We start from the raw sequence: 16,411 nt of genomic DNA on the forward strand, positions 1-16,411 counted from the left end.
AGATGGGGAAAATTCGCAAACTCGATGACCAACTCTCTAACTTAATTGCGGCAGGGGAAGTAGTAGAGCGCCCTGCTTCAGTCGTAAAAGAACTTGTGGAAAATTCTATCGATGCGAATAGTACATCTATTGAAATCCACTTAGAAGAAGCTGGGTTATCGAAAATTCGTATCATTGATAACGGTGATGGTATTGCAGAAGAAGACTGTATCGTCGCTTTTGAACGCCATGCGACGAGTAAAATTAAAGATGAAAACGATCTGTTTCGCATAAGAACACTCGGTTTCCGCGGTGAGGCATTGCCGAGTATTGCCTCTGTTAGTGAATTAGAATTAATTACTAGCACAGGTGATGCGCCTGGTACACACCTCATAATTAAAGGTGGAGACATTATAAAGCAAGAGAAGACTGCGAGCCGAAAAGGAACAGATATTACAGTACAAAACTTATTCTTTAATACACCAGCGCGTCTTAAATATATGAAAACCATTCATACGGAGCTCGGGAATATTACAGATATCGTGTATCGTATTGCAATGTCACATCCAGAAGTATCGTTAAAACTGTTTCATAATGAAAAGAAATTGCTTCATACATCAGGTAACGGTGATGTAAGACAAGTACTTGCATCGATTTACAGTATTCAAGTTGCGAAGAAGCTTGTTCCAATTGAAGCTGAATCTTTAGACTTTACAATTAAAGGTTATGTAACATTACCAGAAGTAACGAGAGCATCTCGTAATTATATGTCAACGATCGTAAATGGTCGTTACGTTCGAAACTTTGTACTAATGAAAGCAATTCAGCAAGGATACCATACATTACTGCCAGTCGGCCGGTATCCAATTGGCTTCTTATCGATTGAAATGGATCCAATGCTAGTTGACGTTAACGTACATCCAGCGAAGTTAGAGGTTCGTTTTAGTAAAGAACAAGAATTGCTAAAGCTGATCGAAGAAACATTGCAAGCTGCATTTAAAAAAATACAGCTCATTCCAGATGCAGGCGTAACAACGAAGAAAAAAGAAAAAGACGAAAGTGTGCAAGAACAGTTCCAGTTTGAGCATGCGAAGCCGAAAGAACCATCTATTCCGGACATTGTTTTACCAACTGGCATGGATGCAAAACAAGAAGAACCGCAGGCTGTGAAACAGCCACCACAACTGTGGCAACCGCCGAAACAAGAATGGCAACCACCACAGTCGCTCATAAGAGAAGAACAAAGTTGGCAACCATCCACTAAACCGATAATCGAAGAACCAATTCAAGAAGAGAAATCGTGGGACAGTAATGAAGAGGATTTTGAACTAGAGGAATTAGAAGAAGAAGTTCGGGAAATAAAAGAGATTGAAATGAACGGGAATGACTTACCACCACTTTATCCAATTGGACAAATGCATGGAACATATATTTTCGCTCAAAATGATAAAGGCTTATATATGATTGACCAGCATGCCGCGCAGGAACGTATTAATTATGAATACTTCCGTGATAAAGTAGGAAGGGTAGCGCAAGAAGTACAAGAGTTACTTGTACCGTACCGTATTGATCTATCTCTTACTGAATTTTTACGTGTCGAAGAACAGTTAGAAGAACTAAAAAAAGTCGGGCTATTTTTAGAACAATTCGGCCATCAATCTTTTATCGTCCGCTCGCATCCAACATGGTTCCCGAAAGGACAAGAAACAGAAATTATCGATGAAATGATGGAGCAAGTTGTTAAACTAAAAAAAGTGGATATTAAAAAGTTACGTGAAGAAGCAGCCATCATGATGAGCTGTAAAGCATCCATTAAAGCGAATCAATATTTAACGAACGATCAAATATTTGCCTTACTGGAAGAATTACGTACAACAACAAACCCATACACATGCCCACACGGAAGACCGATTCTTGTGCATCATTCTACTTATGAGTTGGAGAAGATGTTTAAGAGGGTTATGTAGAGTGAATAAATTATATTTCAAAAGGGAGCAACATTTACTGTTGCTCCCTTTTCATATGTAGATTTAATAGTTAAACGAGAATAAGGTGGAGTAATTTTGCAGTTTATTTCTTGGTTGCGTTAGCTTAAATTTATCTATGTATAAAAAAGCGCTGTATACAGCACTTTTTAAAATGTGCATGAATTGTATCATTACTAACTAAATAACTATGCATGGCCAAATGTTGCTTCTTATTTGGCTAATTGTTATAAAGGTCTATACAATTACTTATTTTTATTATTATTAATTTTTTCAGTGTATAGAACTTGCTCTTTATAGTGCTTCTTAATTGGGAAGTTATGTGTACCTGTGCCGTTCTTGAATTTTTTATCAATGGGGTTCTTTAGAGGAACTGTTGTAGTTTCAGTAAATTCATATGGGTAATTTATTTTAGATTTATCTTCAAACATGAAAATGCCTCCTTTTAGGATCTCCTAAATTCTTTACTATAACATGATATGCATATAGATATTTTTTGGACTAGTTATTTATATAGGTTAATGGAATTTAATTACATAACTACTGAAACATTTTAAAGGAAAACAATTTGAGAAAGAAATGGTATGAATAGCTGTTGGCTCCTATTGTTGTTTTTTTGTTTGACAGCACAGTGAATTATGTATATAAATTCAATATAGATTGTTTTTATAATATGGTTTATATGGGGTTTTCCTGATAATATAATGTGGAATATTATAGTGTTATTAGGTTATTAGGAACATTTAATGCTGTTTCATAACTGAAAGGGAATTGAAAAAAAACTGAAACTTTTCTCATAAAAATTCAATCTAACTTGAAAAATGAAAGGAAAATGAAATTTTCCAAAAGATATTCTTTGTTAAGATAAAAAGCATACATACAAAAAGTATTGACATATCTTAAAAATGTATTTTCAAGATATAGTGGGGGAAAAGATGAGATTAGAAAAACAATTAATAAAAAAGATGTATTATGAAACATTCCTAATGGAGAATGAAACAAAACCAACTCTTGACGTACTTGGACAAGCTTATGTAAACGAAGAAAAAAATGAGATTTCTGATGGGTCTTATATTCGTTTTGCACAAGGTGAATTTTATTATCGTCATCAAGATTTTGAAGCAGCTATTTTTAAATGGGAGAAGGTTAGTAATGAATTAGCACCATGGGCACAAAAAAATATTGCGGATGCTTATTTCGAACTGAATCAGTTATCATTTGCTGAAAATATTTATACTTCTATTACTACTGATAATAAAATATTGATGACCGAAATTAGACTACAATTACTTTCTCTTTACATTGAGCAAAATAATTTTGACTCAGCTTTCGGTGTTATTAAAGAAGCAGTTTCTTTAAATCCTGATTATCCGAATGTCACAAAAATTGCCCGTTCCTTTTATGAGGAACAGCAAGATTTTGATAGTGCAGTAGAGCTTGCTGTGAATGAGTTAATTCGCATAGAATCGTATCCTTGGTTTGAGGTGTTAAAAGGATATATCGATAAAGGGTTTACTAAACATATTTCACCAGACTATTTTTATGATGCATTAGCTACATTAAATAATGTAGATCAAGTACAATTTACGCAAATGGTTTCATCACTCTGGAACAGTTATAAAAATGAAAAAAATTACTTATTGTGGCTTAACACAATAAATGAATTTTTCTTACATATTGAAATACATTCGTCCGATATATGGAACAAAGTTTCTGCTCTTTACGAAGAAACGTACTTTGCATTAATTCAAGGTCAATATACGCTTAGACAATTAAACGATATCATTCCAAATCTGTTAGCAAATTGGTTAAAGGTAGTCAATCCATCTTATGCTGTATTTCCATCTGCAGCTGTATTGGCATGGGATGAGATTTTCCCTTCCAAAATAGATTCAGCAAATATAGAACATGCGGAAAACTTACTGTCACATTCTATTAATCATGTAAATGGCTTAGAGTACAGCTTACACCTTTTTGAATCTATTACACAGTGGGCACAAAAGCAGAATATAGAAATAGGTCACCGATTTAAATGGTTAGTTGACGAGCTCGCAGATTTAAGAACAAATCGTATTTTAGTAACGGGAACTTCAGGGAGCGGAAAAACTACATTTATTAACTCTATATTAGGAGAAAATATATTAGAAAAATCAATTTCAAATGTAGTAGTTTTAAAAAATGATGCTCATATAGAAATAAACGCTATAACAGACTCAGCAATTACAACAACGGAAGATGTCTCTGATTACCATAATATGATGTCTCAGCACTATCAAACATATAGAGATAGAGCGTGTGTTGAATTTAAATTACCATGTAGATTTTTAAATGAAAATAAACTTACATTTGTAGTGACACCTGGCTTTAATAGGAATAACGACACTAGAGATGAGATATTCGAATATTTAAATTCTGTAGACGAATTACTGTTCGTATTGAATGCGGATTCACCTTTTACTGATAAAGAACGTGACATTCTATTAAGTATTCAAGAGCATACGCCAAATTTACAAATTCATTTCTTATTAAATAAAATCGATAACATTTACAGTGAAGCAGAAGTGAAAAGGGTATTACATGATACGGCAACGAGAATAAACACATATTTCCCGTATGCGAGAATTGTCCCTTATTCCTCGTTATATACAAGTAGTCAACAATTAAATGATTTAACTGAGTTTATTCATTTTAACTTTAATCATAAAAATATCGATGCAGAACGTACTGAAAAGTTATTATTTTTCATTCGAAAAACAATTACATATCTTTTGGATAAACGTGTTGAGAAAGAAAATAATCTGGTGGATGCTATTAATTGGAATGAAGATATGCTAGTGAAACTAAACGGTAGCATTAATAACCTTACTACATTTGAGAGGGAAAAAATTCATTTCATTACACAATCATATCGTTCAATGAAGACTGAAATTACAAATGATCTTACTGAAAATATTCCGAAGATATTAAAGAGCTGTTCTAATTTAATTAGTGAAGAAAGTGATTTCGGGCACATGGATACGGAACTAAATAAAGCAATGAATGAAAGAGTGCATAAATATTTAGAACAAACTGTGTTACCTAATCTGGCTCTTTCTATGCAAAATTGGATTGCAACTTCTAATAATGAGCTTCTTCAAAGTCAAACGTATTTAGAAGAACTTAGTGAAGGGCTTAATTCACTATTTGGAGAAAATAGAATACAGTTAGAATGTGACTTTAAAGTACTTGATGACTGGCGCAGAGATACTGACAGGATGACGACTAGAATACAAATGGATGAAGTAAATATTTTACGTCGATTTACGCCAGCACAATTTTTACTGAAAAGTGCTGGTAAATTATTTGGAGTTCTTCCTAAAAATAAATCTATGCTATATAACAAATACAAACAGTATGTAGAAAATGAAGATTATACTGAAGTAACGGCTTCTATTATGAAGAAATTTTTCTTGCAATTTGAGCTGTTTGAAAACACACAAGAGCGAGATATTAATATATTCTTTAGGAATCCATTTAACTCCTTAAAGCAAGCTGTAGAAAACACGCATTTAGAAATACAAGAAAAACAAGAGATATTACATAAGATGAAATCAAATCCTGAAATCTATCACGATTCTATCATGCTCTTTGAATTGAGATTGCGTCAATGTGAAGTGATTTTAAATATAGGTGATGATAATACTTTTGCGGATGTAGTTTTAGAAACAAGCGTAGAATAAAAAACCTGATGTGTTATAAGAAAGTAAAAAGGAGCAACTGTAATAAGTTGCTCCTTTTTCATATAGATTATTTTTCTGTTTCTTTAATTTTAGTTTGTACTTCGCCAGTTTTAATTTTATTACTTTCTGAGAAACGTAATAAATCGCCTTCAATAATTTTGTCAGACATTCGTAATTCATTTTGTGCACGTTTAATGAGGGCTTGAGCTTCTTTTTTTGGTAAATCTACAATTTCACCTGTTATACGGTCGTAGAAAGTGTTGTTTTTGTATGCATACTTATCTGTAACGAAGCTACCATCACGTAAAACAACAAAGCCAGTATATTCATCTGAAAACATATCATGGCCAAAACGGATATCATTCGTAGAATCAACACCTAATAAATTTAGAATAGTAGGTTTCATATCGATTTGTCCCGTAGGCTTTGAAATAGTTTGACCTTCTGTTTGTCCAGGAATATGAATATATAAAGGTGTACGTTGTAAATTTAAAGTATCAAATTCTGTTATTTGATCTTTTTCTAAAAACTGTGCCATTGCACGATTATGTTTTTCGGAAATGCCATAATGATCACCGTATAACACAATAATAGAATTATCGTAAAGCCCCTCGGCCTTTAGACGTTCAATAAATTTTTTAATGGATTCGTCTAAGTAACGTGCTGTTACGATGTAACGATCAAATACGCCATTACCAGAGTTGTATGGTTCAATGAATTTTGTATCTTCATCATACGTAAATGGATAATGGTTTGTTAAAGTAAGGAAACGAGCATAGAATGGTTGATTAACAGTTTTTAATATATCTACTGATTGATCAAAGTATTCGATATCTTTTAATCCCCAATTTAAATTTGTTTCTGGCGTGATTTTGTAATCAAGTTCATTATAGTAACGGTCATAACCAAGAGCGGAGTACATAATGTTACGATTCCAAAATGTTGCGTTATTCGCATGAAATACAGAAGTGAAATAACCTTGCTGACGTAAAATTTCTGGAGTTGCAGTATAATCATTGTTACCGTGTGTAAAGAATACAGCTCCTCGATTTAATGGATACAACGACGTATCGATTAGAAATTCAGAATCAGATGTTTTCCCTTGACCAGTTTGATGGAAAAAGTTATCAAAGTAATAACTTTCATTTATGAATTCATTTAGGAATGGTGTAACTTCTTGCCCGTTCACTGATGCGCCTATTAAGAAGGTCTGCAAGGATTCAAGAGTGACGACAATTACGTTTTTTCCTTTCGCTGCACCAAACATATTAGGGTTTGGCTCGCTTTGATTTGCTTTTACGTAGTTTTCAGTTTCTTGTAATTTACTACTATCAGCAAGTGCTTTTTGTGACCCAGCTTTTACTTGCAGTGTTAAGTCATATACTTGGTGAGTATATAAGCCTAAATTTTTGACAAGCATGACTCGGTCGAATGATCTTGTTAATAATTCAGGGCGCTCTTTTTCTGCAAGATGTAGATTCGCAAAGAATACACCAATCGTTAAAAGAAAGTATAACAAGCGCGTAGAATGAGTTACACGTTCTGTTTTAAAGACCAATGATTTCTTTTTTAATAAAATAAAGAAGAAAACAATGTCTACGAATGCGAGTATAATTTTGTAGTTTAATATTTCTATAATACTGCCGCCTAATTGGCCAAAGTTTGAGGTTTGTCCAAGTACTGGTAATGTAACGAAATCATTATAAAAATCATAGAACATTACATTTCCAACAAGCACGATTGTTAATAAGAAATTAATACAGAGCGCTATATAATTTCGCTTTTCACCAGTTGCAAATAATGCTAATCCAACAAATGCTAATGATGCGGCTAGAGGGCTAATAAACAAAATGAGCTCTTGCGTCGAAGACTCGATTTTTAAATCAAAACTGAATCGCGTAATAAGATATGTTTTTAACCATACTGCTAAACCCATTATTATAACAAAACTTATATTTTGTATTTGTAAATTTATTTTGTTCTTCATTTTTACACCTTCTTTATATAATTTATTTAACTAAAGTTATATATTATGTTTTTATAACTATTAGAGTGTGATGAACCATTTAGATTTTGTTTTCTAAAGGGAATAATTTGAAGTATTCATATATATAATGGGGTTTTTTAAAGCGTAGTAGCATAAATATAACTCTTTTTGAGAAACGGGCAGAACAAGTCATAGTTGTAGTGAAATTGACTTATAGACATCCTACCATATTAAACACTATGATGATGTTACAAAATATCGAACAAATAAAAGTGAAAATGGATAGAGACTTTTAAAACGGTTGACATTCAATTTATTAGAATTGAATGTCAATCGTTTTAAATATACAGTTATATTACATATGTATTTTGTAAAATCAAAATCTTTTGTCTGTTAATCATTAGCCGTGAAGGGTAGGGGACTTATTAATATACTTTTACTATATAAGTAAAGTGTTTTGAAATTGAAAATATTTGATTGACATCTTAATGATAAAAATTAAATGTCAGATAAGTACTTTCCAACATACAGACCACTTGCAGCTGCTTGAGATAATGAATGCGTAACGCCTGAACAATCTCCAATTAAAAATAGCCCATGTACACTAGTTTCAAAATGATTATTAATTTTTATCGTAGGAGCATAGAACTTTCCATCAATTCCATATAGTAAAGTATGTTGATCGATAGGCTCTTGTATAAATTGTTCTAAACGTAATAAAAATTCTTTTAGCCCTTCAATATATAATTGAGGAATTTCTTGATTCAAATCTCCATAATCTCCCTGTAGTGTAGGTTGTATACGATTATGTTCCATGCTGTTTTCCACCGTAGGTTGTTTCTTTAGTAAGTCCTCTAAGCGCTGTATAACAATCCGATCTCGTCCTTGGTTAATGCCTTGAATAATTGAACTTGCGTATACATTTGCTTCTTTGAGAGTTGGAAAATAGCGAGGAATAAATAAAGTGAAATTTAAGTTAGAAGTGCCAGTTCCTTGCTCTCGAAAATTTTGACCGTCAGGCATAACTAAACCTTCTTCATACTTTCGAATGATGCGTCCTTTTGGATTCATACAGTAAGTAGTTGCTATGAAATGCTCACCTTGATAAGAAAGTTTTGTTTCAAAAGTATCTTTTAATATAGAGCGTAATTGATGTTCTTTCATTTCTACTCTAATTCCTAAATCTACACGTGTTTGCTCCTGAGAAATATTTAGGGAACTGCACATTTCTTTTAACCAATCGGCTCCAGAGCGCCCAGTTGCTAATACTAGTTGCTTAGTTTGAACTGTTCCTTGATTTGTCTCTATTGTAAAATGATCTTCCTGTTTCAGAATATGTTGTACATCTATATGAAATTGGATCTTTATTTTCGTCAGTAAAAATTCATAGAGCTGCTGAAAAATGTTACTGGAAAGTGTAGTACCAAGATGTCTTACTTCTGTTGTTAGCATTTGTAAACCACACGCTTCAGCTCTCTTAGTGAGACTTGAATTTTCAGTAGAATATTTTGAAACCGAACTTCCACCAAACTGACATAGAATTTCATCTACTTCAGCCATGAGTTGTATAAAACCCTCTTTACCGACTTTTTTCTCAAGTTCTCCGCCAAATCCGTTTGTATAATTAAATTTCCCTTCAGATTTGCCTAAACCACCAAACCCGAAATATTTATCACATGTAGTACAATTACACACTTTTCCTTCGTCTAAAGGACAATGGCGATCTTCTAGCGCTTTACCTTTATCAAGAATTAAAACTTTTTTGTTACTTTTAGCTAGTGAATAAGCCATAAAAATGCTACTTACTCCAGCGCCAATAATCGTAACATCATACATATTCTTCCACCTGCTAACGAATAGTTTGTTTTTTATTTTTCTAGTGTATAACAATTTTATGAAGTTAAGAAATAGCTTTTATTAATAAAGTGGGAGTTTTTGAACTTGATGCTTTATTAATTTCTACGAGTGGTGGAGTAAATACAAAAATTTTTATTTGAAAGAAAAAATAGTTTGAAAAATAACTATGTCATATGATTAATAACATCTTACATAGAAAAAAACAGACCTTTTAAGTGAAGAGGTCTGTTAATGATTTTAAATCTTATTTAGCAAACACATGGTTACCAATTACTGCTACTGTTTGACGTGTCGTAATCCACTTGTCTGTTGATGTTTTTGGATTGTAGAAATAAAGCCAGTCAGAATGTACTCCATTTGTGGAGATAGCCTCTTCTACAGCCATTTTTGCTTCTGCGCTTGCAGGCTGATTAATTCTTCCATCTGTAACAGGAGTAAATGCATATCCGTATTTAATAGGTTCATAAATAACGCCTGTTATTGTATTTGGAAAACCTTTTGCATTTACACGATTTAGTATAACTTTCGCTACTGCTACTTTTCCTTTATACGATTCGCCACCTGCTTCAGCAGTAACTAAGCGTGCCATTAAGTTTTTTTCTTTTTGTGAAATGGTTGAGTTGATTTTTAAATGTTGTCCTGTATAAAGCTTGTTTCCGACTGTATTGTTCATTTGTTTTATAGATTGGACAGTGACATTGTAACGCCTTGCTATCGTTTCTAATGAATCTCCCGGTTGTACTTGATAAATAATTTGTCCAGAAATGTTCGCTGGCTTGGCGTTTTGAGGGACAGTGATTTCATTTGATTTCACGGACCCTGGAATATGTAACTGTTCGCCAATAAAGGTTTGATCGTTTCCTTTATTATTAGCCTGTTTAATGGATTGTATTGAAACTCCGTATTGTTTACTAATGCCCCAAAGTGTATCGTTCTTTTTTACTGTATGAATGGTAGAAGCTTCAGCTGTGCTTTGACTACATACGAATGTAATTGCAGCTGCAGATAAAGGGATTATATGTTTTAGTTTTAGTAATTTCATTGTAAATCCTCCTAAGAAAAAATTAAGGTGAAACTATTAAGTAATGTAGTTTGGAATGTATATATGCGTAATATATTAATGTAAGTATATTAGCACATATAAAATAAATAATCACTATAAGTTTCATATTCGTGTAGTGTAGAGTCCGAATATGAAATATTGCATATGAAAATACATTGAAGTTCATATTTCTGATTACTATAATCTATTTAGTAGAAAGGGAATACGTTATAGAAATAAAATCATTATAGATTAATATAATAATTAATTATTAATAGGAGGATTAATGGAATGAAAATATTTCAAAAAATGTGTGCGTCAACTGTAATCATTACAGCACTTTTAGGAACAGGAGGTACTATCAATAGTGTACATGCTGATTCTATAGAACAGCAGATTAAATCAGGGATAGAACAAGAAACAGATAAGCAAATCATTGTAAAATTTAAAGCGGATTTGGATTTGCCATATGAAGATGGTATTGAAAAACAAATACAATCTCAAACGAATGATAAAGTAATAAAAGATCTTTTGACAGAATATCCAGATGTAACATTTACTCGTTTATTCACATCTGTAAGCCCGGAACAAATACAAAACCTTGAAGTGAAAGCACCTAATCATGTATCTACAAGTTTATTAAACTACTATATTCTTCAAAATCAAAATAGTGGGTATGAAGAAGAAATAGTAGATAAGTTAAAGGCATCTTCTTTAATAGAAGATGCATATATGAAGAGAAAAGAGAAAATAATGCCACCTGAAGTGCAATCATCAAGTGTAGCTCTTAATCCTAGTAACAATCCTAGATTTAAAAAGCAAGGTTATCTTGAAGCGGCCCCATACGGTATTAATGCGCCTTTCGCCTGGGAAATTCAAGGCGGTAATGGAAATGGTATCACTTTTGTTGATATGGAATACGGATGGCTATTAAATCATGAGGATTTATTACATCAAAATATTGAATTAATGTCTGGAAGAAATATAGATCAGCATGTCGGTCATGGGACGTCTGTACTAGGAATTGTATCCTCTGAGGACAATGAAGTCGGGAATATCGGGATTGCGCCAAAAGCGAAAGCAAAGGTTATCTCTCAAATAAGAGATAACGGACAGTATAATACGGCTGATGCAATATTAAGCGCTGTAAATCAGTTAGAAGCTGGGGATGTTTTATTGTTAGAGGCGCAAGCATCTTTCGATGGATATGGTGATAAATATTTACCTGTTGAAGTACAACCAGATATCTTTGATGCAATTCGTGCTGGTACAGATAAAGGGATTGTAATTATAGAGGCTGGAGCAAATGGGTGGAATGATTTAGACCAGTTCAAAGATAGAAAAGGTAAGCAAGTCTTAAATCGTAATAGTAAAGATTTTAAAGATTCGGGTGCAATTATGGTAGGCGCTGGCTCTTCATCTTTCCCTCATGAACGTATGTGGTTTTCGAATTATGGAAGCCGTATTGATGTGTACGGATGGGGAGAAAATGTAGATACAACTACAGCTGAACAAAGTAGAAGTGCTGTAAATCTTTATACTTCAAGCTTTAGCGGAACATCTAGTGCTTCGCCAATTATTGCTGGGGCAGCGACTTTAGTACAAAGCATTGCTAAAGAAAATTTAGGACAACCATATAGACCTAGTGAACTAAGAGCAATATTAAGCAACCAGAGCACAGGAACAAAATCTAAAGATCCATATGCAGATAAAATTGGTGTTTTACCAGATTTGAAGTCTATACTAGTAAACTTAGGCTATGAACAAAGAAAACCAAACGGTGGGAATGAATTACAAGTAACAGAAAATGAACCAAATAATGAGCCTAGACAGGCAAATAAAGTTAACTTTCATACACCGGTGAAAGGAACGCTACATAATAGTGATAGAGTAGATGTATTTACTTTCCAAATTGACTCGCCGGAAAATATTAATATTTCTTTACTAAATGAACAAAATATCGGAATGACATGGGTACTTCATCATGAATCAGATTTAAATAACTATGTAGCATATGGTGAAAATGAAGGCAATGTAGTTAAAGGAACTTATAATGCAAAGCCAGGTAAATATTATTTATACGTCTATAAATATGAGAATAAAGATGGTTCATACGTATTGAACATAAAATAAGTAAAAGGAACTTCAGATGAAGTTCCTTTAAATTTTTCTAATTTAGTATATGTGAATGATTTTTTAACTTTACTTCTATGCAATATTTCATATTGATGAAATGTTATTTATTTTTTCTGAACTAGCTTATATTATATTCAATAAGTTTGATATAAAAACAGAAAAAGAGAGGGATAATAATGAGCAATAAGAAGTTAATTTTGAAATTATTCATATGTAGTACAATATTTATCACATTTGTATTTGCTTTACATGATAAGCAAGTAGTTGCAGCTAGCTCTGTTAATGAGCTTGAAAATTGGTCGAAATGGATGCAACCTATACCTGATAATATCCCGTTAGCACGAATTTCAATTCCAGGAACACACGATAGTGGGACGTTCAAGTTGCAAAATCCGATTAAGCAAGTATGGGGAATGACGCAAGAATATGATTTTCGCTATCAAATGGACCATGGAGCTCGCATTTTTGATATAAGAGGACGTTTAACAGATGATAATACGATAGTTCTTCATCATGGGCCATTATATCTTTATGTAACACTGCATGAATTCATAAACGAAGCGAAACAATTTTTAAGAGATAATCCGAGTGAAACGATTATTATGTCCTTAAAAAAAGAGTATGAGGATATGAAAGGGGCAGAAGATTCATTTAGTAGTACGTTTGAAAAAAATTATTTTGTTGATCCTATCTTTTTAAAAACAGAAGGAAATATAAAACTTGGAGATGCTCGTGGGAAAATTGTACTACTAAAAAGATATAGTGGTAGTAATGAATCTGGAGGATATAATAATTTTTATTGGCCGGATAATGAGACGTTTACCACAACTGTAAATCAAAATGTAAATGTAACAGTACAAGATAAATATAAAGTGAGTTATGATGAGAAAGTAAAATCTATTAAAGATACAATGAATGAAACGATGAACAATAGTGAGGATTTAAATCATCTATATATAAATTTTACAAGCTTGTCTTCTGGTGGTACAGCATGGAATAGTCCATATTACTATGCCTCTTATATAAATCCTGAAATTGCAAACCATATAAAACAAAAGAATCCTGCGAGAGTAGGCTGGGTAATTCAAGACTACATAAATGAAAAGTGGTCACCATTATTGTATCAAGAAGTTATAAGAGCGAATAAGTCATTAATAAAAGAATAAAGATGATGAGAGTGAGAAGCGATAAAATATATCGCTTCTTATTTCTTTTCCAATAACCAACAATATAAATTGTACTTTTATAATAGAAAAAAATAAAAACATAAGATATAATCATACATATAAAATTTGTACCTATAAATTTTATATGTATGATTGAATTTGATTTGTTGTAATGAAATGGAGGTATATACTATGAAGTTTCCACATGATTTTTTATTCGGAGCTGCTTCAGCTTCTTATCAAGTAGAAGGTGCATGGAATGAAGATGGAAAAGGTGTTACGAATTGGGACGAGTTTTCAAAAATTCCTGGCAAAACATACAATGGAACAAATGGTGATATAGCTGTTGATCATTATCATCGATATAAGGAAGATGTTCGCTTAATGGCTGAGATGGGATTAGAATCGTATCGTTTTTCTATTTCTTGGGCGAGAATATTGCCGACTGGAGATGGAAAGGTAAATGAAAAAGGGATTGAATTTTATAACAACTTAATTGATGAATGTTTAAAATACGGGATTGTGCCGTTTGTCACTTTATATCATTGGGATTTACCATTACCGTTAGAAAAAGATGGTGGATGGACGAATAAAAGAACAGCAGAGGCTTTCGTAAAATATGCAGAAACTTGTTTTAAGGCATTTGGTGACAGAGTTAAGCATTGGATTACTTTTAATGAGACCGTAATGTTTTGTGGATTAGGTTATTTAAAAGGTGCACATCCACCAGGAATACAAAATGATGTTCCAAAGTATTTTCAAGCGACTCATTATGTATTTTATGCACACGCGAAAACAGTTGCGGTGTACAAGCAGCTGAAACAATATGGTGAGATTGGGATTACACATGTTTTCTTACCAGCTTATAGTGTGGATGATCAAAAAGAAAATATACAAGCAGCAAATCATGCGAATGAATATGAAACGTATTGGTATTATGATCCAATTTTAAAAGGCGAGTATCCGTCTTATGTTGTACAACAATTAAAGGAAAAAGGATGGACTCCTAATTGGACGGTTGAAGAATTAGAAATCATTAAACAAAATGCAGAAGAAAATGATTTTATTGGCTTGAATTATTATCAACCAATACGAGTAGAAAGATACGATATGGATATAAAGAGTGAGGAACATTCTCGAGAAAACTCAACGCTTGCTCCAGGTAACCCTTCTTTTGATGGTTTTTATCGAACAGTTAAAATGGATGATAAAACATATACAAAATGGGGATGGGAAATATCTCCCGAAGGTTTCTTAGAGGGATTGCATATGTTGAAAGCGCGTTACGGTGACATAAAGATGTATGTAACGGAAAATGGACTTGGTGATGAAGATCCAATCATTGACGGAGAAATTGTAGATGTTCCGAGAATTAAATTTATTGAAGCGCATTTAAAAGTAATGAAGCGTGCAATTGAAGAGGGAATTAACTTAAAAGGTTATTATGCATGGTCAGTGATTGATCTTTTAAGTTGGTTAAATGGATATAAAAAGCAATATGGCTTTATTTTTGTCGATCATAATGATAACTTAAAACGTAAGAAGAAACTTTCGTTTCATTGGTATAAACGTGTGATCGAAACGAGAGGGGAAGAGTTATAACAGATAAAAGCGTATTTTAGGAGAAAGTGTATGAGTGCAAAGTATAAACAAATTGCAGATGTGTTAGAGCAAAACATTCGAGATGGGCTTTTTAATGAAACGAAAAAACTACCTACAGAAGAAGCGTTGATGAATCGATTTGAAGTAAGCCGTAATACGATACGTAAAGTAATTAGTCAGCTTGTGAATAGAGGTTATATTTTTCAAGTGCAAGGTAGTGGCATGTTTTTACGCGAAACTTCTGTAACAGATTACATTAATTTAGGAAGTTTACGTGGATTAACGAAAAATCTTGTTTCACAAAATATTGAAACGAAAGTGTTAGAGCTGGAAGTAATAGATGCGGACGAAGAGATAGCAAAGCGGATGCAATGCGAAGCTGGAACTAGGTTGTATTTTTTGAAGCGCTTAAGAATTGTAGATGCTAAACCATTCTCTATTGAAGTAAGTTATTTCAAAAAGGATATTATTCCATATTTGAACGAAGAAATAGCATTAAGCTCTGTATACAGTTATTTCATTGAAGATTTACGATTAAATATTGGTTTTGCTGATAAAGTTATTAGTTGTGAAAAAGTAAATAAAGAAAATGCACAGCTTTTAGAATTAAATGAAGGTGATCCGGCGCTTCTTATTGAAAATACAGTGTATCTTGTAAATGGAACAATTTTTGAGTTATCTCAGTCGATGTTTCATTATGAAAAGGCGAAACTTTTAAATCGAATTAATTTTAAATGAAAAATTATCGTGTGAAAAAAGCAACTGGTCCTAAGTGATCAGTTGCTTTTTATTTTTTAAGTGGATGAGCAAAAAAACATGAAAGTGGTTGGTCCGCTTTTTGCAAACATCTATTATGATAAGAGAAGAAAGGTAGTATGTTATCGACGTTTTAAAGAGGAAGGTTTTTATGTAAGTTCTTTAATTAAAATAGATGGGTC

The 16,411-nt window shown here is 32.7% G+C and carries 10 protein-coding genes; 6 read left to right on the plus strand and 4 right to left on the minus strand.

The genetic code is table 11. The annotated features are described in order from the left end of the window. Nucleotides 1-2: 2 nt before the first annotated feature. Entirely contained in the window at nucleotides 3-1,946 is a 1,944-nt protein-coding gene (gene mutL, locus ACTFRU_RS17390; protein ID WP_000516455.1) for a DNA mismatch repair endonuclease MutL, read from the plus strand. A gap of 263 nt (nucleotides 1,947-2,209) precedes the next feature. Here mutL and ACTFRU_RS17395 read toward each other — a convergent pair whose 3' ends face one another. After that, a complete protein-coding gene (locus tag ACTFRU_RS17395; protein ID WP_000461138.1) occupies nucleotides 2,210-2,395 on the minus strand; it encodes a hypothetical protein in 186 nt (61 codons plus the stop codon). 504 nt (nucleotides 2,396-2,899) lie between these two features. Between ACTFRU_RS17395 and ACTFRU_RS17400 the strand changes: the two genes are divergently transcribed. Continuing rightward, complete coding sequence (locus tag ACTFRU_RS17400) at nucleotides 2,900-5,683, plus strand: dynamin family protein (protein WP_001235312.1); 2,784 nt, start codon at nucleotides 2,900-2,902, stop codon at nucleotides 5,681-5,683. 67 nt (nucleotides 5,684-5,750) lie between these two features. Here the strand turns inward: ACTFRU_RS17400 and ACTFRU_RS17405 are convergent, their stop codons facing one another. The 3 genes from ACTFRU_RS17405 to ACTFRU_RS17415 all read right to left on the minus strand — a co-directional run bounded on the left by ACTFRU_RS17405 (nucleotide 5,751) and on the right by ACTFRU_RS17415 (nucleotide 10,569). Next, nucleotides 5,751-7,670: an LTA synthase family protein gene (locus tag ACTFRU_RS17405; protein WP_000791014.1), complete on the minus strand. Its 1,920-nt coding sequence runs from the start codon at nucleotides 7,668-7,670 to the stop codon at nucleotides 5,751-5,753. Nucleotides 7,671-8,168: 498 nt separating this feature from the next. Further along, nucleotides 8,169-9,506 carry an NAD(P)/FAD-dependent oxidoreductase gene (locus ACTFRU_RS17410; RefSeq protein WP_000272403.1) on the minus strand — a complete coding sequence of 446 codons (1,338 nt, stop codon included), beginning with the start codon at nucleotides 9,504-9,506 and terminating at the stop codon, nucleotides 8,169-8,171. A gap of 265 nt (nucleotides 9,507-9,771) precedes the next feature. Beyond that, a complete protein-coding gene (locus tag ACTFRU_RS17415; protein WP_016123271.1) occupies nucleotides 9,772-10,569 on the minus strand; it encodes a cell wall hydrolase in 798 nt (265 codons plus the stop codon). Nucleotides 10,570-10,860: 291 nt separating this feature from the next. On the opposite strand from ACTFRU_RS17415, the gene ACTFRU_RS17420 reads away from it, so the two are divergent. From ACTFRU_RS17420 to ACTFRU_RS17435, 4 genes are all read left to right on the plus strand, one after another. Then, nucleotides 10,861-12,702 carry a S8 family peptidase gene (locus ACTFRU_RS17420; RefSeq protein ID WP_016123270.1) on the plus strand — a complete coding sequence of 614 codons (1,842 nt, stop codon included), beginning with the start codon at nucleotides 10,861-10,863 and terminating at the stop codon, nucleotides 12,700-12,702. A 179-nt stretch (nucleotides 12,703-12,881) separates the two neighbouring features. Beyond that, nucleotides 12,882-13,871 (plus strand): phosphatidylinositol diacylglycerol-lyase, encoded by a 990-nt coding sequence (gene plcA / locus ACTFRU_RS17425; protein ID WP_000066288.1) that lies wholly within the window; start codon nucleotides 12,882-12,884, stop codon nucleotides 13,869-13,871. A gap of 192 nt (nucleotides 13,872-14,063) precedes the next feature. Beyond that, nucleotides 14,064-15,473: a glycoside hydrolase family 1 protein gene (locus ACTFRU_RS17430; protein ID WP_000671620.1), complete on the plus strand. Its 1,410-nt coding sequence runs from the start codon at nucleotides 14,064-14,066 to the stop codon at nucleotides 15,471-15,473. Nucleotides 15,474-15,503: 30 nt separating this feature from the next. Beyond that, nucleotides 15,504-16,211: a GntR family transcriptional regulator gene (locus ACTFRU_RS17435; protein ID WP_001274912.1), complete on the plus strand. Its 708-nt coding sequence runs from the start codon at nucleotides 15,504-15,506 to the stop codon at nucleotides 16,209-16,211. Nucleotides 16,212-16,411: the final 200 nt, after the last annotated feature.

The sequence above is a fragment of the Bacillus cereus group sp. MYBK220-1 genome (assembly GCF_051916445.1).
In the GTDB taxonomy this organism is placed as follows: Bacteria; Bacillota; Bacilli; order Bacillales; family Bacillaceae_G; genus Bacillus_A; species Bacillus_A cereus.

Coding starts and splice junctions, on each gene's coding strand:
- mutL (WP_000516455.1), top strand. CDS start 3: ATGGGGAAAATTCGCAAACTCGATGACCAACTCTCTAACTTAATTGCG.
- ACTFRU_RS17395 (WP_000461138.1), bottom strand. CDS start 2,395: ATGTTTGAAGATAAATCTAAAATAAATTACCCATATGAATTTACTGAA.
- ACTFRU_RS17400 (WP_001235312.1), top strand. CDS start 2,900: ATGAGATTAGAAAAACAATTAATAAAAAAGATGTATTATGAAACATTC.
- ACTFRU_RS17405 (WP_000791014.1), bottom strand. CDS start 7,670: ATGAAGAACAAAATAAATTTACAAATACAAAATATAAGTTTTGTTATA.
- ACTFRU_RS17410 (WP_000272403.1), bottom strand. CDS start 9,506: ATGTATGATGTTACGATTATTGGCGCTGGAGTAAGTAGCATTTTTATG.
- ACTFRU_RS17415 (WP_016123271.1), bottom strand. CDS start 10,569: ATGAAATTACTAAAACTAAAACATATAATCCCTTTATCTGCAGCTGCA.
- ACTFRU_RS17420 (WP_016123270.1), top strand. CDS start 10,861: ATGAAAATATTTCAAAAAATGTGTGCGTCAACTGTAATCATTACAGCA.
- plcA (WP_000066288.1), top strand. CDS start 12,882: ATGAGCAATAAGAAGTTAATTTTGAAATTATTCATATGTAGTACAATA.
- ACTFRU_RS17430 (WP_000671620.1), top strand. CDS start 14,064: ATGAAGTTTCCACATGATTTTTTATTCGGAGCTGCTTCAGCTTCTTAT.
- ACTFRU_RS17435 (WP_001274912.1), top strand. CDS start 15,504: ATGAGTGCAAAGTATAAACAAATTGCAGATGTGTTAGAGCAAAACATT.